This is a genomic window from Vibrio sp. J383 (assembly GCF_023503985.1).
Taxonomy (GTDB): domain Bacteria; phylum Pseudomonadota; class Gammaproteobacteria; order Enterobacterales; family Vibrionaceae; genus Vibrio; species Vibrio splendidus.
Genome location: NZ_CP097294.1, coordinates 1,105,418 through 1,126,783 on the forward strand (window position 1 = coordinate 1,105,418; position 21,366 = coordinate 1,126,783).

Consider the following 21,366-nt stretch of genomic DNA (forward strand, 5'->3'; position numbering starts at 1 on the left):
TTCTGTTTTACGCTTTTTAAAGTCAAACCTAGCTTTGAGGTTGAACTCCCTATGGGCTACGAATCTTATGCCTTAGTGTGAGCTACAAACCTTAAGCTTCAGTGCCTTGTATCTTCTCTAATTCAGCGATGGTCGTTTGTGACACAAGCTGACCATCCATGTAATAGCTAACGTTTTGACCCTCTTTGATACCTGTCAGAGTTGCCGTTTCACCAGAGGTATAGACGATGTCCATTTGAACCGTGTTTTCGTCAATCTTAATCATCTCACCCGTTTCAATGGTGCGATTGTTTGAAATTGGCCCTACAGGGGCTTCTTTCAGGCTTGGGCCTAGGTCGTCGTTCACTTCGAAGTGTGTATCTGTTTTTGTATCAAATACGTGTGGCGAGCCACTGATTGGGTTTTTACCTGTCCAAAATTCAAGTGAGTTGAATACGACATAGTCGGCTGCGGTTGTAATACCGTACACAGGCGCTAATAAGAAGTTTACACCTGCACGAGCATAGCGGTTATCGACAACTTCAACGTTAAATTTCATCACTTTCCCTGTTACGGCGTTGCTGCCGATACAACCAGTTAGCGCAGAAGCCAAAACCGTTAGTCCTACAATTTTAAGTGCAATCTTTTTCATTTTAGTACCTGTATAAGTTAGAAGTCTGTTTTGTTGGAACAGGTGTAGTATGGTTTTTATTCGATTCAGAGTTTTACCATTTAACGCCACTGACGATAGAAAATTGGTTATGTACTTTAAGCATCACAAGCTAGATCTAGAAAAACGGACATAGAAAAGCTGGCTACAAAAATCGGAGCATAAAAAAAGCGCGACCTAATAGGGCGCGCTTTTGAGTATTTGGATAAGTCGTAATGAAAACAACGACTCCAATACAGAATTACTTCATCACATATGAATAGGCCGATACGACAAACCAGCGGAAAAATCGAAATAAAAGGGTAGTGGCTTTAACGGTAAACTTGGCGATTGATACCGTTGCTTCTGCACCAACGCTAACGCACTTATGCAGATCGGATTCTTTGTATTCTGAATAGGTCATATGGTTTCTCATTTCTCGCGGTTGTCTTTCATATGTAAGTAATGACTCCTGTCTGGCGATATACCCTGTGCGACTAATGTACGAATATTCATCGATAGAAACTTACCATTTAATGCCAAGTAGTGTGAAAAACAACCAAAATATAACGTGTTGAGAGAAATTAAGTACGTACCTAGATGTAACCTATCAAGTTACCGAAAAAACGAGGTTATATAGTGGTATGATCGCAGGCTCAGCACCATAAGTGATAAAGAATAGGAAACAGAATGACTCACCTTACCGATCAGCAAGAAGCTGCAATGGCGACGTTTAAGGAAAACTTACACCTTCCAAATGGTGGTTTTCATAAGCTGATTATCGATCTAAGTAAGGAATATCAGCTGCCATTTCAAAAGGTGCGAGCCGTTTTAAAGAAAGCTCAAAAAGACGTGGAGCGACAGATACGAGAAGACTTTACCAGTGTTGATGACGCGGTACTGAGCCAAGCCAATTGGGTAAATATCATTAAGTCGAAACTTGTTGAGCTAGCGGAAGAAAACCAAACGGTTATGGATAAGCTGCAACAAAACCTGAAGTATCAAAAAGTGTTGTCGGCAACCAATGGTTCAATCGCAAGTGAAGATGAACGTGATGAGTTGATTGAAGAATTGATTCAAGCTTATGAAAAAGAGGTATTCAAACCTTTACTGGCTATGCTGCATACAACAAAGCTGTATTGGAAATTAATGCTGGTGGATGAGACATGTAAGATGAATGAGGAGAATCGTGAGAAATTCAGTGATTACCCTCAACACATGCAAGCTGCAGAACACTTATATACTCTTGATCAGAAGTTAAGGTCGATGCCGTTAACTTATTAGTCCATGAATGCACTGATAATGACTCATTGGTGATTCAGAGTTTGATATAAGTTGGTTTCAATAGAAGTACGATAACCTAGCTAGCGTTAGCCGCGTGTGAAATGCAAAAAGGGCTAGGTTTCTGATCTGTTTTACTTCTACTCTATTTTGTTCTGCTAGAGCGAATTGAGGGTGACATCTTTTACATCTTTGGGACTAAACGGTGTTTCTTTTTGTAGCCTTTGGGAAATGCTATAGGAGTGTGAAATGTCCTAGGGTGTTTCCGTTGCCTGAAACAATAGTTCCGATGCTTTCTCGTTCATTAAATTCAAAATCGATGAGATAACTGTGATGTTGTAGCTTGGGCAATATGTGGCGGTGGAGTATATCGCTATTGAGCTGTCGAATCTCTGTGACCCATGAAATTTCTTCTTTGTGTAAGTCTATTTTAATCTTGAGCATTTATTACCTTTTAGTTTATTGACTGATTTGTCGCGTGATAGTTGGTACCAATGGGTTTGTCGTGTTGTTCTGCGTGACATAACTGTGCCTTGTGTTTATTACATTTATATTTAAGTGATCGATCTATTTTGACTTCGCTAACAAAAGAGCGAATGACGATAGATCGGTAGTGAGGGTCGAATTTAAAAGCTATTGAATGACTATCTAGGTGAAAGCTGACGCAGAGATGGTGTAACGAGGAAATCGAGAACTGTCTTTGAGGAACTTGGACTTACTTTAGCATTAACAGCTCTATAGATTAGAGCCAAGTGGCGCACTATACGCCTAGTTTTTTGAATTGCAACTCTATTTTTAATTAAATTTAAAAATATTTTTGAATGATTTGCCGTCGCTTGTTGAGAGTTAAATGAGCGAAGGACCGATAATTCACCATGATACCTGACCGATGTTTGGCTTTGCACCGCTTTGTGTTCTTTGTCATTAGTGGTTTTATTTGTTCAGCTAATTTAGTGATGATTAAGCCTCTGTTATATATAATCTTTACATTGTAAATTTCAATTCGTAACTCTGAGGTTGAGCGTTGTGATTCTGGAGTTTAGCGTTGTGATTTCAGGGTTTTCGAGCACTTTTCCCCATCAGTTTATTCTTCAGATTGATGATCATTTTCCTCTTCGCGTCTTTTTGTTATTTCTGATCCCTAGTATCTCTCCTGACTACGCAAAATATGAATACTCACTTTTACATTTCTGAATAATAAAGTTGTTGTGTCGCCAGTTTAATGCAAATATAATTGATAATAGTTCTCACTTGCGTTACGAGTTTGTTATCAAAGCAATGACAGACTTTAAATTATCGTTATTTAGCCGTTGTGTACGCCCCATACTCGCCTATGAGTAATGTGACTTTCATTGTCATGAGTGGTGGTTAGTATCAATGGCAAAGGAAGAAACATGAAGAAAACAATCAATTCAGTTCGCCAGTTGTTAAGCGGGCTTGCCATCGTTCTTGCATCATCTTTACTGATGACCGCTCAAGCGAAAACCGTGACCATTGAACACGTAAAGGGCACGGCGCAGTTTACTGAAGTACCACAGCGCGTTGTGGTACTTGGCTTTGGTAGCTTGGATGTGCTTGATCAAATTGGTGTACAGCCAGTTGGTGCGCCTCATAGCTTGCTGCCCGATTACCTAGCTTCGTACAAAGAAACGACTGCAAATACAGGATCATTGAGTGAACCTGATTTTGAAGCTATCTACATGTTGAAGCCTGACATCATTATCGCGGAAAACCGCATGCTTAAGGTTTACGACAAGCTGGCACAAATCGCTCCAACGGTCATGTTCTCTATTGAAGGTGATAAATATTGGGCTGATGCTCAGCAAAACTGGCGCGCGCTAGGTGACATCTTTGGTAAGCAAGCTGAAGTAGAAGCGATCATCAAAGAGACTCAAGCGTCGATCACTGCGGTAAACGACAAAGTCGCGTCTGACGAAACGTCAGCAATGATGCTGATGAACAACGGCAACAACATTGCGATGTTCAATAAGGGCAGCCGCTTCTCGATCATTTTTGATGATTTTGGTTTCGAGGAGTCAAAGAGTGCGACAGTGGCTCCAATTAAGGGGACTCACGGCAACCTAATCTCGTTCGAATACATTGCTGACGCAAAACCTGAAGTGCTTTACGTTCTTGACCGCGAAAAAGCGATTGGCAAATCAGAAGGTCGCGCACAACAGCTGTTTGATAACCCATTAGTTGCGGCGACACCTGCAGCGCAGCAAGGCAACATCGTTTACCTTGATTCAAGTGCTTGGTATTTGGCGGGTGGTGGCGTGACAGCGATTCACCGAATGTTAGGTGATATTGAGCGTACGATTCAATAGTTACTAATCATCAGATATTCGGGCTTATAAGAGCGTTCTTATAAGCCCTTTTTCACTTTTTTATACGGGCTACCCGAGACCTACCTTTAGTATTATTTCTATGTTGAAACCCATTGCAGCTGCTGTATTTCTTGTTGTGTTATGCGTTGCGTCATTGATGATTGGAGTCGCTGAGATCAGCTTTAGCGACTTCTTCAATGGCAACCAACACGCCAACTCTATTTATGTTGTTAGTCGAATCCCTCGACTGTTCGCGATTGTGCTTGCCGGTGCGGGCTTGAGTGTCGCTGGCTTGATCATGCAACAGATCGTGCAGAACAAGTTTGCCGCGCCTTCGACTATGGGCACCATTGACTGCGCCATGCTTGGGTACATAGTCGGTATTCTGGTTCTGGGCAATGCAGCGCAATGGAGCTACTTAGGCTTTATCTTCGCGTTTGCAGTGTTTGGCACCATGCTATTGGTCCGTTTTCTACAACACCTGAAGTTCAAGAATGCGGTGTTGGTGCCTTTGATTGGCATTATGTATGGCAACGTTGTTTCGTCTCTAACAACCTTTATTGCTTATAAGTACGACTTAGTACAAACCTTGTCGGCATGGACAATGGCGAACTTTGCGAGTGTGTTGCAAGGCAGCTATGAAATTCTTTACCTCGCAGTGCCTGCTTGTGTGTTGGCTTACTACTTCGCGAGTCAGTTCAGTGCGGCGAGTATTGGCGAGAGCTTTGCGAAAAACATCGGCTTGAATTACCAGAAGATCGTCTTCATTGGTGTTGCATTGGTCGCTATCTGTGCCTCTTCTGTAGTGATGATCGTCGGTGTTATCCCATTTCTTGGCCTTATCGTGCCGAATATCGTGTCGTTGATGATGGGCGATAACATGAAGAAGATTCTGCCTTGGACAGCCTATTGGGGCGTGATCTTGGTATTGGTTTGTGACTTGTTAGCTCGAATCGTCATCTTCCCTTATGAGATACCAATCTCGATGGTAATCAGCATCTTTGGTGGCTTGATTTTTATCTACCTAATCATGAGAGACAAGTCGAATGCGTGATTCAGTAAAAATTGCGATTCTGGCCATCGCGTCTTTGTGTATGGCGGCAGTATTTGTGGGGCAGGGACTTACGTGGGATAACTATGAGTTCTTCTTGTCTCTGCGGCTACCTAAACTACTGTCAATTGTGTTGGCAGCGGTGGCGATTTCTGCATCGTCATTGGTGTTCCAAACCATTACTAATAATCGAATTCTAACCCCATCCATCTTGGGCTTTGATAGCTTGTATATGCTGGTTCAAACGGTACTTCTGTTTGTGTTTGGCAGTGCTAGCTTCTGGGTGATTGATTCAATCGCAAACTTTTCGATGTCTGTAACTGTGATGATCTTGTTCTCGTTTGCTCTGTTCCATTTCTACTTTAAGAGCAAGCGAAATAACGTTTTCACACTGCTTTTAATAGGCATCGTGTGTGGCAGCGTATTCTCGAGCTTAGCGAACTTCCTTGCGATGTTGATTGATCCCAATGAATTTGCGGTGCTGCAGAATGTTATGTTCGCAAGCTTCAATAACGTAAAAGGCGAACTGGTTTACCTCAGTCTTATTCCACTGGGTTTGAGCTTGCTTGGCCTGTGGTTGCTGGCGCCTAAGCTTGATGTACTTTGGCTTGGTGTTGATAACGCGACAAGCCTGGGTGTGAACACCAAGCGATTGACTCAGATTACCTTAGTGATTGTGTCTGTGATGGTCGCGGTGTCTACGGCTCTGGTTGGCCCTGTGCTGTTCTTTGGCTTGATCACCGTGAGCTTAGCTCGCCAGATATTCCGATCTTATCAGCATCGTGTGCTTATCATCGCAAGCAGCTTGTTAGCGATCGTTTTATTGGTTTCTGGCCAATGGTTTATCGAAAAAGTGATGGCGTTTGAAACCACTGTGAGTGTGATCATTAACTTGGTCGGCGGTTTGTATTTTATGTTCTTGTTGTTACGCACCAGAATTCAGTAAAGGTAGTAAGTTGTGATTAAATTAACAGGTTTAAGTAAGAAGTATGGCAAGTCACTCGTGGTTGATGATGCCAGTGCTATGTTCCCGAAAGGCGAAGTGACTTCTATCATTGGCCCAAATGGTGCGGGTAAAAGTACGCTGCTTTCTATGGCGAGTCGCTTAACAGACAGTGACGCAGGTGAAGTAGTCATTGGCGATAAGTTACTGGCTGAATGGGATACCAAAGAGCTAGCCAAGCACCTTGCCGTGTTAAGACAATCAAACAACATCAATATGCGATTTACGATTCGTGAGTTGGTCTGTTTTGGTCGTTTTCCGCATTCACAGGGTCGCTTGAAAGACGAAGATCATAAGATCGTCGATACAGCGCTAGAGCACCTTGGCATTACCGACATTCAAAACAAATACCTTGATGAATTGAGTGGCGGTCAGCGTCAAATGGCGTTTATCGCGATGGTTGTGGCGCAAGATACAGATTACGTGTTCTTAGATGAGCCTCTGAATAACCTAGATATTAAACACTCGGTTGAAATCATGCAGACGCTGCGTCGCTTAGCGCATGAGTTTAATAAAGCGGTGGTGATCGTGATTCACGACATCAACTTTGCTTCTTGTTACTCAGATAACATTGTGGCGATGAAGAAGGGCCAAGTGGTTAAGTCGGGTAAGGTTTCGGAAGTGGTTGAAAAATCAGTGATGGAATCGATCTACGAGATCCCATTTGAGATTCGTGAGTTCGATGGCGTTCGAATCTGTATGTATTATTCTGGTCGTTAGGTTGCTGGTTCGCTAGGCTATTTGATTCTCTAATGACTTAAGTGAAAAGAGCTCCCGAGTGAGGAGCTCTTTTTGTTTTTGCCAGTTTGTATTTTGTTAATAAAAGGTCTGGCTTCAAAAGTAATCTGTATAATTTCCTTTGTATTATAATGACTTAATCGACGTAATATTGACTGGTCATACTTCGATAAGCGTTGGTTTGATGTCACTCGAAGATCTACTCTTCACTTTCAAAAAACAATTGCTATTTTTTCTGATTAACCTCTAAAAATCGTTCTACACTATGGTTATAACTGTTTGATTTTTATACGAGGTATCAATGAGTCGTAAACCCATAGTGTTAGTCGTGGATGACACCCCAAGCAATTTGGATGTGTTGACCGCAATACTTAAAGATACCTATCAAGTCAAAGTCGCAATTAACGGTACCATTGGCATCAAGATAGCCAAGATGGTACCTCAGCCAGATCTCATCCTCCTCGATATCATGATGCCTGATATTGATGGTTATGAAGTTTGCAGACAGCTCAAAGAACAGCCCAATACCGCGCATATTCCCATTATCTTCGTGACTGCCAAAATTGGACCTGAAGCTGAAGTAAAAGGGCTCTCCTTGGGGGCTGTCGATTACCTAACCAAGCCGATAACCCCTGCAATCGCACTCCAGCGTGTGAAAACGCATATCGCACTTTATGACCAACAACGCGCGTTGTTTAGTCAGGTAAAAGAGAAAACCCAAGAGATCAATCTAGGTAAGCTAGAGACGCTGAACATATTGGGTAGGGCGGCTGAATTCAAAGATAATGAAACGGGTATGCACGTGATGCGTATGAGCCATTATTGCGAAATTTTAGCCAAGGCATTAGGCATGACAGACGAAGACGCTGAAACTCTGCGTGACGCGGCTCCGATGCATGATATTGGCAAGATTGGTATTCCCGATAGCGTGTTACTCAAGCCGGGTAAATTGGACGCCGACGAGTGGACCATCATGCAGAAGCATGTCGAATATGGTGTTGAAATCCTCGGCAGGCAGAGTGACTCCAAACTGATGCGTATGGCGATTCAGGTAGCGCAGTATCATCATGAAAAATGGGATGGCAGTGGTTACCCAAACCAGATCGCGCGAGAAGAAATTCCTTTGGTAGGGCGTATTGCCGCGGTTGCTGATGTGTTTGATGCTCTCACAGCAGAGAGACCGTACAAAAAAGCGTGGAGTGTCGATGAGGCACTGAGCTTGTTTGAAGAACAGAAAGGTAAACACTTTGACCCTAAAATTGTAGAACTCTTGTTCGAAAACTTACCTCATATTCTAGAGATTAAAGAGCAGTTTAAAGATGAGTGATGGCTTAATGTTGTCACTAAATCGCTTTGTTGTATCTCTTGTCATTGGCTTATTGCTGTGGGCACTGATCATTCGCAGTGTGAACGCAGCTGAAGTGACCGATGCGGAGTTAAATCAGTGGTTAGAAAACCCACCGACCATAACCTTCATCGCGCTTTCTGATCATTACCCTTACTCATTTATCGATGATGACGGAAAGGTTTCTGGGATCATTAAAGACTGGACATTAGATCTTGAAAATCGATTTGGTGTTCATACTCGATTTATCAGCGTGGACTCACGTATTAAGGCTAAAGACGCTTTGTTAGAAGGGCGAGGTGATGTGTTCCCTTTTCAACAATTTGACCCCAGTGAAGGTGGCCGTTTTCTTGCGAGTGATCCTTACCTTCCTTATCAGGTCGCAGTGATTGTTCCCATAGACAACAAAATAGATACCAACATCGACCAAACTCAAAAGCGCCGTATCGCGATGGTTAATGAAAATATCGACTTGGAGCGAGCTGGCGTCCAATTGAGCGCTATTGAGCGAGTGGATTTCGATAACGTTATTGATGCATTACGTGCGTTAGGGACAGGCGATGTTGAAGGTATAGTCGGTGAGCCTATCACCACTATGGATCTTGCGAAAAAAATTGGCGTGCATGATCTCGCAGTCAATTATGTTTTGGAGCATTGGAAAAGGTTAGAAGCATCAATGGTGATTCGCATCGATGAACCAGAACTGCTGACGCTGATCAACAGACAAATTGAAACCTTCGATGTTGAGAACAAGAACCAGATTCTATCGAAGTGGTTAGATAGTTCTCCCTATCGAGTGCCGTTGAAGGGTGTGTTTGGTTTTGGTAACCCTCCGTATATGTATCCAGACAGCACCGCGGTCGGGCTAGAACACGACATTATTCAGCGTGCTTTTAATGATATGGGATATAAGTTAGGTGACGTTGTCACTCTTCCTCCCAGTGCCGCTAGAAAGGCCATCGATAACAACAACTCCATTGCTTTTGTTTCTGGTGTTCAGTTTGATGATCCCAATGCACACTTTTTAAGTGATAGTGTTATCAATGTTGACTTTGTTCCTGTTTCACTGACTCGACGCAAGCTCAAACTCCAGTCACAGAAAGGTTTGTCACTAGGGGCATTACTGTTCGACGAGACTTCCCCAATTAAAAATTCTGTTGAAGTACTGAAGGGGCAGTTAGCCATCGATCGGATAGAAGACTATGAAAGTCTTGAATCGGCATTCTCACAGCTTAGGGCTCAAAATGTTGACCTGTTAATGGTTGAACGAAGAGTGCTGAAGTGGTTTATCACCAATACTCGTTTTATCGAAATGGCAGAGCTAACGTTACACGACGATTATAAAGTCGTGTATCCGACCTATGTTGACTTTAAGAGTGAAGAAATCAGAGACAGCTTTAATGCCGCGATTAAAAAGCTTAAACAGACCGATGATGGCTTAAGTCAAATTATCGAGATGCAAGTTCAGAATGATTTAAGCCAAGTTCTTAAAAAAGCGAATATTATCGCGCAAATATCCGCGTATTTTATCGTAAATGACCGCTTTGATGAGTTGACGGAAGTTTTTGAAATTTTCGATACTGATAGCTCGTTTCAGGTGATCACCGCGCAAGCGGATAACAATAATCGCCCGATCAAATCTTGGTACATCGGCAACCTAGTTGATGAATATGGAGACAAGAAAAACACCTCTCACTTTTCGTCGGTCACCAAGGTTGCGAATTATCGAACCAAAGGAGGAAGCACGAACTCTGGTTCGATGACTTTCTACTTTGATGTTAAGTCGTTAGAGCGGAACCATATTTATTTTCCAGCCGTCGAACAGTTCAGTTCTTTCGGTGATGCGGCGAAACGCTATATCGCCGATGTTTACCAAACCAATAATTTGATTGGAGAGATCTTAAACCTAAGTCAAAAAGAGAGGAAGTGGATCAAAGGTAATCCGGATGTACGGATAGGTATCGATCCGAACTCGTTACCTTATGAGGCGGTATCCAATACAGGTGAATACATCGGGATGATTGACGATTACCTAACGCTGATTGAACAAAAAACAGGGCTAAGTATTCATCATGTTGACGTGGAGAATTGGTCTGAGACCCGAAGCTTGGTTGATCATCATGAAGTGGAACTGGTCTCTGCAGCTCAAGAAAATAGTTCGTTAGGAGATAACGTCAAAGCAGTCAAAAGCCTGTTTTCAAGCCGTTTGGCTATTGCATCGAGACGAGACGTAAGCAGTTTGGTACTTGAGGAAGCTGAGGGTTGGAAAATCGGTATCTTGAATAACGCGGCAAACACCGACGCGATTATCGAAAAATATCCGAACGTTGAATGGGTGGAGGTAGAGTCCACGGCTGATGGGCTCAACCGATTGGATGATAAAACCTTAGATGGCATGATTGATACTGTCGACGTTCTCAACTACCTCATTGACTCATTTGGTCACCGTGAGATCGGAATTATTGGACGACTCGATTTTTTCCTTTCACCCACCTTACATGTCATCAAGTCTGAACCTTTGCTTTATTCCATTGTGAATAAGGCGATTGAGAGTATTTCTGCTGAAGAACACCAAAAGATATCGGCGAAGTGGGCAGCGCCAAAAGCGATAGAAAGAGTCGATTATGAATTGGTTTATACCATTTCAGGCTTTGCTTTGGTGATCGTTCTACTTATCGTTTTCTGGAATCGAAAACTCGCCAAGCAGATAAGTATTGCCAATGATGCGACAGAAGCACTTAAGAAGGCTCAGGATCAGCTCTACAACATGCTCAATAGCTCCCCGATTGCCGCAGCAGTGGTGTTTGAGGAGCAGGTTCGTTATGCCAATGACACTGCAAAACGCCTGTTTGGGGTGGAAGACAAGGAACTTTCTTCAATTGACGTGGCTGCCATTCATGATTCTTTATCTGCTCGTGATGAATTACATAGAGAGCTTAAACTCAATGGAAAAGTCGTCAACAAAGAGTTAGTGCTGAGAAGGTCTGATGGAACACGGTTTGTCGCTCTAGTCAGTTACTATTTGTTTGAGCTAGATGGTGAGATAGCCACGCTGTTTTGGGCGTTCGATATTTCTGAAATGAAGCGTCTTAACGAGCAACTTGAAGAAGAGAAACAGAGAGCCGATCTCGCAAGCCAAGCGAAGTCTGAATTCTTGGCTAACATGAGCCACGAAATTAGAACGCCAATGAATGCGATTATTGGCCTGTCTTATCTCGCTATCGGAGAAATAGCGAATCCGGTTGCGAAAAACTACGTCGAAAAAGTGCATCGCTCTGGGCATTCACTATTAAGCATCATTAACGACATTCTCGATTTTTCTAAAATTGAAGCAGGGCAGTTGTTTATCGATAGTATCCCATTCAATTCGTTAGCAACCTTCCAAGATGTGATTGACCTTATGGAGTCCAAAGCGGCTGAAAAGCAACTCAACTTGTCGATGTCGATTGACCCTGAGTTAGACACTCCTCTGCGTGGTGACCCACTTAGACTGTTCCAAGTGATACTCAACCTTGTTGGTAACGCGATTAAGTTTACGGAAACAGGCAGTGTCTCGTTAACCGTAGCTCTTGTTGAATCAGACGACGACAGCCTGACTATGAAGGTGATGGTGGCCGATACTGGCATAGGAGTTTCTGATGAGAATCGACACAAGCTGTTTGAAGCATTTAGCCAAGCAGATAGCACAACTACACGTAGGTTCGGTGGCACAGGATTAGGACTCAACATTAGCCAGAAATTGGTTCATGCGATGGGTGGCCAAATTAGCGTTGAGAGTGTTTTAGGCCAAGGCAGTGAGTTCTCTTTTGTTCTAACATTGCCAAGATCAAGTGTTGAAGAATTGGCAGAGTTTAAAGCCCAAGAGCTGCAACTGGATTACCAGATAGAGTTCAAAGGTCAAAGGGTATTGCTCGTCGAAGATAATGAGTTAAATCAAGACTTAGCTTTGGCATTCTTCACCCGCTCTAATCTGAACGCCGACTTGGCAGAGAATGGAAAAGAGGCACTGGAGTTAGCTCAAAGCAATGAATACGAGATGATCTTTATGGATCTGCAAATGCCGATCATGGATGGTTTCGAAGCTACACGTTTGATTCGTGAGTTTAATAAAGATGTACCAATTATTGCGATGTCGGCCAATGTGTTTGCTGATGCGAAACAGAGAGCAAGAGACGCAGGGGTAACGGATTTTTTAGATAAACCAATAATCATTGATAAAGCGACCTCTTTGCTTATCAAGTACATCGTGCCAGAGGTTATGATAGAAGGGAAGGTAGCGTCGTTAGATGGGCAGACAGAACAACTCGAAGACCTAACAAGTCAACCTAACAGCATTAATGTGATCAGTGTGTTTTCTCAGCAACGATTTGAACAGCTCACTCATCATGATGCGGAACTTCAAAACAAACTGATTGGGAAGTTCCATAGCAGTGCCCCAAACATGATGGTTGATGCGTTTGATAATTTGGCACAAGACGATTGGATTACGCTTGAAAGAAACCTGCATACTTTGAAAAGCATGGCAGCGTCGATTGGCGGCCTCCGGTTTGCTTATTTGATGGGGGAGTTAGAATATAAAGCTCGCAATCGTTTGTGTGATGAGCAAGCCCTCATAGAAGGTGAGGCGAGGTTAGTTGAGCTTATTGCAGCAACGGAAAGCCAGATTGTGAAGCCACAAGTAGAATACATGAGTGAAACGAGTGCGATGGGAACCGTGGTCAAAGAAGATCAAAGGGTTAAGCTGCTCTCGCTGCTGGAAGCTTATGATAACGATGCAACGCAATACGTGGCCGAGTTACTTACAGAGTATCCAAACTCTGTTGCGCTTAACGATGTACAAAGCGCGTTAGATAATTATGACTTCGAGCGAGCGTGTGAGGTTCTCAACACCTTGGAATAAGCCGCTTTGCTTCGTCGGCATATAACAGTTGCTTTCTTATTGCTATTACTGTCTGAATAACAAGTACTTCAGTATTAAAGCCTTTAACCTTTTGGGTTAAAGGCTTTAAATTTAATCAACTAATCAACTAATCAACGCTTCTAACCACTCACGTTTTGTTTGATCAGATCGATAACTGTATCGTATCGGTGCGGCAGTTTTCTGTTTCGTTTTTGAACCAGATACAGTATTTCCTCAACCTCTACTTTGGGTGGCACAACGTGCAACTTGTCTCTTTCTGGGAAGTGCTCAACTGCACCTGCCGGTAAGACGGTAAAGCCTAACCCTTTCGATACTGGCAGCAAGATCTGGTGAAGCTGATTGATGTAGCCAGATCTTGGTATTTCATTAACGTTGATGTTCGCGAGATCCTTGTCTCCACACAGTTCGAAATACAAAGACAGGTAGTGAGCAGAATCTGGATGCGCAATCAGGCCAATGTCGTGCAGTACTTGTGGAGTTATCTCTAAGTGAGCCAGACTGCTGTGAACGATGAGGCAGAGTGCTTCTTTACCAATGACTTGGCTCTGATAGTAACTGTCGTTTGGGGAGTGCCTAACAATGCCGATATCGGTGGTGCCTCGGATTAGGTCGTTCAATATCTTTTTGTTTGGAGCCGCTTCTAGGTTGATGCTGAGGTCTTGATGTTGCTGCTGCAGTTCAAGAAGCTTGGGATACAGACGTAAAGAGAGTGAACCCGAACAGGATAGATGACATTGCCCAGCATAAGGATTGTCAAAACTCAGAGATTCGAATAAATCTTCTTGGTCTTTTTCTAGCTTGAGCGCATAGCGATACATAATCCGACCCTGTTCGGTCAGCTCGAAGCTTTTATTTTCCCGAGAAAGCAGGTCACAATTGCAAGCTTGTTCAAGCTTCTTGATGTGCTGGCTCACTCCTGGTTGTGTCATGTACAACTTTTCTGCGGTTTGGGTGAAATGTCCAACTTCAACCAGAGTCTTAAATGTATTGAGCCAAAGTGGATTGATCATACTCACCTTCAAATGCTAAAGCCTATAAATAACAAGACTTATAAGTAATAAAGTCTCTAAGTAACAAAGCCTATAAATAACAGAAAATTATTATTATCTTAAGTAATGATAATTTCAACTCTAGCGTCTTAAGTAACGCTAATCAAAGTCATATGGTGGTAACTATTGATATTGGTCTATTGGCCGCTTTGTAGAGTTGCTATGAGTAACAAAGTGTTGCGACTTTGTTGATTATTTGGTCTATTGACCAACTGTGCTCATATTTAGGAACGAAGATGAATAGAAATGTTTGGCTGCTCTCACTGTGTCAGGCCTTGTTGATGACGGGTAACATATTACTGATCTCTGTGATTGGCTTGATCGGCAAGCAGATTGCGCCCAGTGTGAGCATGATTACCTTGCCGGTTGCGCTGCAGTTTTTGGGTTTAATGGCAGCCACTATTCCTGCGTCTCTAATTTCAGGCAAGTTAGGGAGAAAGCGAGGATTTAGCATTGGTAATGTGGTTGGCATTACTGGGGCTAGTCTTGCAACCTACGCACTGTCTCAGCAAAATTTCTATCTGTTTTGTTTCGCCACGTTCTTACTTGGGATAGGCATAGGTTTTGGCACGCTTTATCGTTTTGCTGCTATCGAAGTGTGTGACGAAAATGCACGCCACCGTGCGATTTCAATATCAATGGCTGGTGGAGTGTTGGCGGCGGTACTCGGGCCTAACTTAGCGATCATGTCTCAACAATGGTCAGCAGATGGCTTGTACATTGGTGCTTTTGCTTCTTTGATTGGTTTGAACATTCTTGCGTTACTCATCTTACAAACCATTCAGTTTCCTAAAGTCTCTTTTAATAGTCAGGCTCCCAAAGCCGATCCTTTACGTGTGATCGTTAAAGCACCGAACTTTATTGGTGCGGTCTTTGCAGCCATGGTTGCTTACGCCGTAATGAACATTTTGATGACTGCAACGCCATTGGCAATGATTGGCTGTGGTTTTGACTTTACTAAAGCTGCTGGCGTGATTGAGTGGCATGTTCTGGGGATGTTTGTACCTGCATTTTTTACCGGATCACTTATCGAGAGGTTTGGCTCAAGAATGATGATCTTGGCAGGCGGGATTCTGTTCGTCGTCTGTATCGCGATTAACATTCATGGCGAATCTATTTGGCACTTCAGAGCGGCCTTGGTTGTGCTTGGTGTGGGTTGGAACTTCATGTTTATCGCGGCAACAGGTTTGTTTAGTCAGTCCTACCAATCGCAGAATAAAGCTAAGGCACAAGCGTTTAATGAATTTATTGTCTTTGGCTGTGTGACTATTACAGCGATGCTCTCTGGCTGGCTAGAATCGACAGCAGGGTGGCAGAACCTCAATATCTACGTATTACCATTCGTGTTAGCTGTTATCTTGCTGTTCGCATTTAGTGCCCGTAAATCGCGTATTCAAAAGCAGCCTGTGTAATGGCTCATCGAATGGTGGTTCAGTAAATTCGTTACTGTGATTAAAACCTTAGTATCTCAAACTGCGACCAATAAAAAGCCCTACCAAATCGGTAGGGCTTTTGCTTACGGCTTAAATAATAACGTTTCCTTAAAACTGCTGTCTTGGCTCATGCTCGAAGACAACAGTGCTTAAGCTTGCTTGTAAGTACGCGTGATAGAGCCGCGTACTTATTTTGATGGTCTATCGTTTAAGACCTAAGACCTAAGACCTAAGACCTAAGACCTAAGACCCAAGATGAGCTACAGGTCGACCAAAATTGTCTTAGTTGTAATCCCGCCTTGGTCATCGATTATCTTCAGTGTCACCTCGTGCTTTCCGTATGAAGGGAAGATTGAAGTGAATGTGCGACCTCGTTTCACCTTTCCGTTTGGAAGTGTCCACTCGGTATCAACAATACGACCATCGCTGTCTGAACTCGTAGACCACATGGTTACCCAGCGACCCAAGTGAATGTACTTTGCACTCGCTTCTGGAAGGGCGTTTGGAGATTCAACACTCACTACGGATCTAAATGAATCGGTAGCGCCTTTGTCGTCAACAACAGTCAAGTTCACCGTGTATTCACCGGCTTGCTCGTAAGACCAAGTTGGTGCCACTTCGTTACTTGTTGTGCCGTTGCCAAAGTCCCATAGATAACTGGCGATCTCACCGTCTTGATCAGAACTGAAGTTACGTGCAGAAATGTTCAGGCCAGTGACATTGAGCTCGAAGTTCGCAGTAGGGGCGATGTTGTGTTGGCTTACTTTCGATAAGCGAACCACGCCGTATTCGTTGTTGTCACTCTGATTCACAATATCAACGGCTAAGCCAAACTCCGTTAGGATACGTCCTGAATCAGGCGCTTGTGGAGAGGTGTAATCTTGGTCGTCAGAGAAGCTAGCATTGCCAACCAAACTGGTATCTTCAAGTACATCATCGTCGCTGTTCACAAGACGCATTGGGGTATGATCTTTGAGTGAAAACGCAGCATCACGAACTTGATAACGAGTTTGAGCGACTTCACCGGATTTTTCCCAAGTCATGGCATTCTGGTCTGCATCGACCACGCCTAACCAACCTTCACCTGGGTGTTTGCCTACCCAGTTATCAGTCAGCGACTCGTCTACGTACCAAATGATCAAACCTGGATCGAATGAGATGAGTTGGCCCATGCGTTTGATGTTGGCTAGGCCTTCATCAACGTCCATGTGGCTACGCCATTGCAGTAGGTAGTAGTGTTGCGCTTGGTGGAATCCATTACTTAGCTTGTAGCCATTTAGGGCGAAGGTGGAGTTGCTTTCTCCATCGTCTATTGAGGTTACTTCACCATCCACGACCACACTGAGGTTATCCAGATAGAAGCCTTCCATCGCCAAGCCACCATCGGTGATGTACTCAAACGAAAGCTCTACTTCTTGGCCTACCCATTGTGATACGTCAAACTCAGCGTCAATCCACCCGCTAGATTCGCCGCCAATAGCAGGAACGAGGCCAGTATTGTATGGGTCATCCATTGAGGTGATGTTGCCAGCTATTGCTTGTCCGTTGATTAGCACGCGAGCGAAGTCGTAGTCTTTCTCAATTTCATACCACGTTTTGAACGAAAGCAATGCAGAATCACCCGCTGGAATCACCAACTTGCGAGTCATGCTATTTTTCAGATCATCGCCTTTTTGAGAGTGGAATGAATACTCTCCCTCAAAGGGTCTCAGACTTTCAATTTGCTTTTCAGGAAGATCGACCTTAATCATGTTCGGACGGCTGTTATCCGTTGTTTGGAACAGCGTATAAACTTGTGGGTTGTCTTCTAGGTCATCAATCGAGATTTGATCATCGTTAACCCAGCGACCACCAATCGATTTTTGTAGGAAGTGCTTTGCCCAAGAGCTGAATGCCGTTGGTTGTGTGCCACCAATTTTGCCAGCCCAGCTGCCTGAAGACATGATTGACCAGTAAGATACTGGTTCACCCTTACCTGTGTATTGCGTGTCGTACTCGTCTGGTAAGCCTAAATCATGGCCATACTCGTGAGCACAGACACCCGCTGCTGCATCAATCGGTTGAATGGTGTAATCAAATGCCGCGTATTGGCCACCAAAGCGGTCGGGAAGCGAGCTAGAGGTACCTTCAAGCACATGTGTGCGACCAAGGTTGAATCTGTGTGACCAGATAGCGTCAGGGCCCAATACACCACCACCGGCTTCTTCGCCAACAGATGCGTGGAATACCATTAGGTGATCAATCACACCATCTGGTTCACGGAAGTTTCCGTCACCGTCGTAATCGTAACGATCTTCGATATCGTAATCGGCTAGGTTGATACTCGGATCTTGAGCCAATTGATTAAGTGCTTCACGAACCAGTTCCTGTGCGTTTAAGTCGTTGTCGGTCGTCGGGGAGTTACCACCATAGAATGACGCAGGTTTAGAGGCGCGATACCAACCCGCAGCTTGACCTGCAACGCTGTAACTATCACCTGATTCGCTTTGGTAATACTGACGCATCGAGATTAGGTTTTCGCCATTTGGCCCTGTGTAGCCAGAATTTGAAAACAACAACTCTTGATAATGTTCAGGGTTGTAGCTCTCGTAGAGCATTTGCGTGTGCTCTTCGGTCAGCTTGTTATTATCCCAGTTCAAATCAGGGAAATCGACTAACAGAGCGAGTACTTTATCGGTACGCTTGGTGCCGACTTCTAAAGCAAAGACACTCGCTTTTTTAACACCGGATCCTTTTTCGATGGCTTTGAGTATTTTCGCTCGTTGTTCAAGTGCTTTTTTACCGAATTGAGCGTCGCCTTTAAAACCTGAATTGATCTTATTTTTTAAGTAACGGTCAAGTGCGTCGTGTTTTGCCACATCGGTTGCATCTTGGTCGACTAAGCCTTGTCTAACTAGCATTTCAATAAGTTTGTCTTCATTAACAACGCCTAAATCAATAGGTGTTTTTGCATAACTACTGACGCTAAATAGAGTAAGCATTGCTGAAGCCAACAATGTTTTTCTCATCATTTTCATTATATTTCCTTTTTATATTTCCATGTCGATATCAGTATCAACTGCCTTATTTGAATCAGTTGTCCGAGTCTGGCCTAATACACTCTTGTGGTGTCTTATTTAACTGACGTGTGTTTGCTGTATTTTTCGTACTTTCTATCTCTTTTATACTTTCTATTTCTTTTGTATTGGTTGTCTCTTTTCTATTTTTTGAATCAAACTGAGTGCTCTTTACTTTTTTAGCGTTTAGATAGATACGCAAAGCTTCTTGATTGCCCTCATAGGTTAAGCCTGGACAGATAACGCCTCGTTCAATCAATGACTTCAGCAATAGTTCGTCGTTCTCAATAGTGGAAGCCTGTGACAGTGAGGAAAAAATGAGAACTATTAAAGCCATTGTTTTTCTGGGTATTTTTGTAAGAGTCTTAGTTGTAAGAGTCTCAGTTGTAACAGGCGCTGCTATAAGGAACATATTCATAAGAGCCATCAGTTTTGATTATGTAACAAAATATATTTATAAAATTCACCAATCAAATGGATAATTATTACAAATCATTGTTCGTTCCGATTTCAACATTTAAAGTTAATATCAAATAAGGGGTGTTATTTATTTTATTATCAGCTATTTAGTGGGTTTCGTTGAATGAATAGTTGATAGTTTGGATTTTTAACAACATTAGTTGGGAAGTGGTTATTATCTTGAGAGCGCGTTATACAAGGTATGGAGTGATAATAGTAATATATGTGTTTTATTATCTATGTTTAAAAAATGCATGTAATAATTGAGTTATTAGTAAATACTCATGCTGAAATTATTTTCACTCGAAATATCAATAATTGGGGTGTTGAGAATGATTTTCAGTGTTTCAAGGGCGTGAAATTTAACAATAGCGGAGGTGATAGGAGCACCAAGCTGTAAAAAAGAGCCCGTATTTGAGCTCTTTTCCTTTTATTCTCGTTGGCGATTTACTTATGACTGAGAGACATCACGATAAAAATAACGTTCACAAGTACGTGGATTCATGCGCTTAATGACGTTTGATATTAAGGCGATAACCAGCACTGAGAATACTAACCTTCCCCAAAATATGGTGTAAAAGTCAGCCCCAATTAACATGATCAAAAGTGTATCTTCAATCAAACTGTGGAGTAGATTGAGCAGCATGATTGCAGTGAATACATCTCTCGCCGAGATATGTCCCTTTTTAGCTTCATTGATCAATAAGCCGCCGCCAAACGAAAGACCAAGCGTGATTCCGATGATCGTTAAGTTGGTTGCGTCCTTGCTAATTCCTAGCAGTCTCAAGAAGGGTCTTAACAATATTGCCATGAGCTTTTCAACGCCTAGAATCTTTAAAATCTTGAGTAGCAGTAATAGTGCTGAAATGACGATGAAGATAACAGCAAAACTCTTTAGCTGCTCAATAGCCCATCCAAGATAGCTCGTGTCTCCAGATACTTCAGGCTGCCAAAGCACGGTTGCTGGGTAGTTGAGCAAATCCCCGTCTTGATAACTGAGATTGAGTAACCATGCCAGCACCAAGCTACCACCGACTCTCACTGATAGCGTAGCCAGCCAACTCACACCCGCCTTTTTAGCTATTGCACCCTCAATCGGTAATGAATGCGCTAGTAGCATCATGCTGCCTAAAACCGAGGCTTGAGCAACCGTTAAGGGAGCATCGGAATTAATAAGAATAATCAGCCCCGCATAGATGTTAGTGAGTATGGTGGTTGCCCATACCAAGCCCATTTCTTTCGGTAATCCGACGCTTTCCATTATTGGGCTTAGCCATTCGCTAAGAATCACGACGCCGCCAAGTTCTTCAACGACCTTTATCACGATGATGATTGGAATCATGATTCGGAAAAGAGTCGAGGTGACATCGAAAATCTCTCTGAGGAGTTCTTTAAAAAATTGATAGATTGATTTCATAGTTACGACCATGGTTCGATTGTTTGGAATGAGAAGATCTTACCTTGATTATTGTGATGGTTATTTCAAAATCTACATCAATATTCGACTCGAATTTTTTATTTGTCGTAATATTTGAAATTATTAGTCACAAAAATAGAGTTTTGAGAAATTATGGAAATTGATCGTATAGATAGAAATATTCTCGTTGAACTGCAGAAGAACAACCGAATCCCAAACCTAACATTGGCTGAGATGGTTGGGTTATCGCCTCCGGCTTGTTTAAAGCGAGTGAAACGATTGAGAGAGGAAGGCGTGATTGTGAATGATGTGTCTATCATCAACCCAGAACTTACAGGCAGTAAGATGACTTTGGTTGTGTCCGTAGAAATGGAACGAGACCGAGGGGATATTTATCAAATCTTTCGCCATTCTATTTCTAAGGCGTCAGAGGTCACGCAGTGCTATCAGATATCGGGCAGCTTTGACTTTATGCTGATTGTGACGGTCAAAGACATTCAAGCCTACGAAGATTTTGTTGAACGAGTACTGCGCAAAGATTTAAACATTCGCAAGTTCCATACCTCTGTTTCAATGAGAACCGTGAAATTTACCACTGCAGTGAACTTAGATGAGTCATGACCGTGAATTTGAGAAGAGAAGAGAAAAGAAAGGGCGT

At 42.9% G+C, this 21,366-nt stretch carries 16 protein-coding genes; 9 read left to right on the top strand and 7 right to left on the bottom strand.

Features of this window, described 5'->3' with window-relative positions; genetic code table 11:
• Positions 1-91 precede the first annotated feature (91 nt).
• Complete coding sequence (locus tag M4S28_RS21395) at positions 92-631, bottom strand: DUF3332 domain-containing protein (RefSeq protein ID WP_249632792.1); 540 nt, start codon at positions 629-631, stop codon at positions 92-94.
• A 259-nt stretch (positions 632-890) separates the two neighbouring features.
• Positions 891-1,052 (bottom strand): hypothetical protein, encoded by a 162-nt coding sequence (locus M4S28_RS21400; protein WP_249632793.1) that lies wholly within the window; start codon positions 1,050-1,052, stop codon positions 891-893.
• Positions 1,053-1,318: 266 nt separating this feature from the next.
• Here M4S28_RS21400 and M4S28_RS21405 point away from each other — a divergent pair, with 266 nt between their 5' ends.
• Positions 1,319-1,912, top strand: coding sequence for a hypothetical protein (locus M4S28_RS21405; RefSeq protein ID WP_108099566.1), 594 nt, complete (start codon positions 1,319-1,321; stop codon positions 1,910-1,912).
• Positions 1,913-2,143: 231 nt separating this feature from the next.
• On the opposite strand, the gene M4S28_RS21410 is transcribed toward M4S28_RS21405, so the two are convergent.
• The gene (locus M4S28_RS21410) at positions 2,144-2,353 is read right to left on the bottom strand and encodes a hypothetical protein (RefSeq protein WP_004731601.1); all 210 of its coding nucleotides are present in this window, start codon (positions 2,351-2,353) and stop codon (positions 2,144-2,146) included.
• A gap of 950 nt (positions 2,354-3,303) precedes the next feature.
• On the opposite strand from M4S28_RS21410, the gene M4S28_RS21415 reads away from it, so the two are divergent.
• The 6 genes from M4S28_RS21415 to M4S28_RS21440 all read left to right on the top strand — a co-directional run bounded on the left by M4S28_RS21415 (position 3,304) and on the right by M4S28_RS21440 (position 13,273).
• The gene (locus tag M4S28_RS21415; RefSeq protein WP_004731599.1) at positions 3,304-4,236 is read left to right on the top strand and encodes a siderophore ABC transporter substrate-binding protein; all 933 of its coding nucleotides are present in this window, start codon (positions 3,304-3,306) and stop codon (positions 4,234-4,236) included.
• 100 nt (positions 4,237-4,336) lie between these two features.
• Positions 4,337-5,290 carry an ABC transporter permease gene (locus M4S28_RS21420; RefSeq protein ID WP_249632794.1) on the top strand — a complete coding sequence of 318 codons (954 nt, stop codon included), beginning with the start codon at positions 4,337-4,339 and terminating at the stop codon, positions 5,288-5,290.
• A complete protein-coding gene (locus M4S28_RS21425; protein ID WP_017077496.1) occupies positions 5,283-6,233 on the top strand; it encodes an iron chelate uptake ABC transporter family permease subunit in 951 nt (316 codons plus the stop codon). Before M4S28_RS21420 ends, M4S28_RS21425 begins: the two co-directional genes overlap by 8 nt.
• 12 nt (positions 6,234-6,245) lie before the next feature.
• Complete coding sequence (locus tag M4S28_RS21430; RefSeq protein ID WP_102444260.1) at positions 6,246-7,010, top strand: iron ABC transporter ATP-binding protein; 765 nt, start codon at positions 6,246-6,248, stop codon at positions 7,008-7,010.
• Between the two features lie 319 nt (positions 7,011-7,329).
• Complete coding sequence (locus M4S28_RS21435) at positions 7,330-8,355, top strand: response regulator (RefSeq protein WP_249632795.1); 1,026 nt, start codon at positions 7,330-7,332, stop codon at positions 8,353-8,355.
• Positions 8,348-13,273, top strand: coding sequence for an ATP-binding protein (locus M4S28_RS21440; protein ID WP_249632796.1), 4,926 nt, complete (start codon positions 8,348-8,350; stop codon positions 13,271-13,273). Before M4S28_RS21435 ends, M4S28_RS21440 begins: the two co-directional genes overlap by 8 nt.
• Positions 13,274-13,413: 140 nt before the next feature.
• Here M4S28_RS21440 and M4S28_RS21445 read toward each other — a convergent pair whose 3' ends face one another.
• Entirely contained in the window at positions 13,414-14,304 is an 891-nt protein-coding gene (locus M4S28_RS21445) for a LysR family transcriptional regulator (protein WP_249632797.1), read from the bottom strand.
• Between the two features lie 275 nt (positions 14,305-14,579).
• Here M4S28_RS21445 and M4S28_RS21450 point away from each other — a divergent pair, with 275 nt between their 5' ends.
• Complete coding sequence (locus M4S28_RS21450; RefSeq protein WP_249632798.1) at positions 14,580-15,755, top strand: MFS transporter; 1,176 nt, start codon at positions 14,580-14,582, stop codon at positions 15,753-15,755.
• Between the two features lie 281 nt (positions 15,756-16,036).
• Here M4S28_RS21450 and M4S28_RS21455 read toward each other — a convergent pair whose 3' ends face one another.
• The 3 genes from M4S28_RS21455 to M4S28_RS21465 all read right to left on the bottom strand — a co-directional run bounded on the left by M4S28_RS21455 (position 16,037) and on the right by M4S28_RS21465 (position 20,708).
• Positions 16,037-18,793, bottom strand: coding sequence for an immune inhibitor A domain-containing protein (locus tag M4S28_RS21455; RefSeq protein ID WP_249632799.1), 2,757 nt, complete (start codon positions 18,791-18,793; stop codon positions 16,037-16,039).
• A 55-nt stretch (positions 18,794-18,848) separates the two neighbouring features.
• Positions 18,849-19,184 (bottom strand): hypothetical protein, encoded by a 336-nt coding sequence (locus M4S28_RS21460; protein ID WP_249633754.1) that lies wholly within the window; start codon positions 19,182-19,184, stop codon positions 18,849-18,851.
• Positions 19,185-19,742: 558 nt separating this feature from the next.
• Complete coding sequence (locus tag M4S28_RS21465) at positions 19,743-20,708, bottom strand: hypothetical protein (RefSeq protein WP_061022313.1); 966 nt, start codon at positions 20,706-20,708, stop codon at positions 19,743-19,745.
• Positions 20,709-20,861: 153 nt separating this feature from the next.
• Between M4S28_RS21465 and M4S28_RS21470 the strand changes: the two genes are divergently transcribed.
• Entirely contained in the window at positions 20,862-21,329 is a 468-nt protein-coding gene (locus tag M4S28_RS21470) for an Lrp/AsnC family transcriptional regulator (protein WP_114635092.1), read from the top strand.
• Positions 21,330-21,366: the final 37 nt, after the last annotated feature.

What these genes read in the sequence shown, in the direction of transcription:
- M4S28_RS21470 (WP_114635092.1), top strand. Translation starts at nt 20,862, where the DNA reads ATGGAAATTGATCGTATAGATAGAAATATTCTCGTTGAACTGCAGAAG.
- M4S28_RS21450 (WP_249632798.1), top strand. Translation starts at nt 14,580, where the DNA reads ATGAATAGAAATGTTTGGCTGCTCTCACTGTGTCAGGCCTTGTTGATG.
- M4S28_RS21405 (WP_108099566.1), top strand. Translation starts at nt 1,319, where the DNA reads ATGACTCACCTTACCGATCAGCAAGAAGCTGCAATGGCGACGTTTAAG.
- M4S28_RS21420 (WP_249632794.1), top strand. Translation starts at nt 4,337, where the DNA reads ATGTTGAAACCCATTGCAGCTGCTGTATTTCTTGTTGTGTTATGCGTT.
- M4S28_RS21415 (WP_004731599.1), top strand. Translation starts at nt 3,304, where the DNA reads ATGAAGAAAACAATCAATTCAGTTCGCCAGTTGTTAAGCGGGCTTGCC.
- M4S28_RS21465 (WP_061022313.1), bottom strand. Translation starts at nt 20,708, where the DNA reads ATGAAATCAATCTATCAATTTTTTAAAGAACTCCTCAGAGAGATTTTC.
- M4S28_RS21400 (WP_249632793.1), bottom strand. Translation starts at nt 1,052, where the DNA reads ATGACCTATTCAGAATACAAAGAATCCGATCTGCATAAGTGCGTTAGC.
- M4S28_RS21435 (WP_249632795.1), top strand. Translation starts at nt 7,330, where the DNA reads ATGAGTCGTAAACCCATAGTGTTAGTCGTGGATGACACCCCAAGCAAT.
- M4S28_RS21395 (WP_249632792.1), bottom strand. Translation starts at nt 631, where the DNA reads ATGAAAAAGATTGCACTTAAAATTGTAGGACTAACGGTTTTGGCTTCT.
- M4S28_RS21445 (WP_249632797.1), bottom strand. Translation starts at nt 14,304, where the DNA reads ATGATCAATCCACTTTGGCTCAATACATTTAAGACTCTGGTTGAAGTT.
- M4S28_RS21440 (WP_249632796.1), top strand. Translation starts at nt 8,348, where the DNA reads ATGAGTGATGGCTTAATGTTGTCACTAAATCGCTTTGTTGTATCTCTT.
- M4S28_RS21410 (WP_004731601.1), bottom strand. Translation starts at nt 2,353, where the DNA reads ATGCTCAAGATTAAAATAGACTTACACAAAGAAGAAATTTCATGGGTC.
- M4S28_RS21425 (WP_017077496.1), top strand. Translation starts at nt 5,283, where the DNA reads ATGCGTGATTCAGTAAAAATTGCGATTCTGGCCATCGCGTCTTTGTGT.
- M4S28_RS21455 (WP_249632799.1), bottom strand. Translation starts at nt 18,793, where the DNA reads ATGAAAATGATGAGAAAAACATTGTTGGCTTCAGCAATGCTTACTCTA.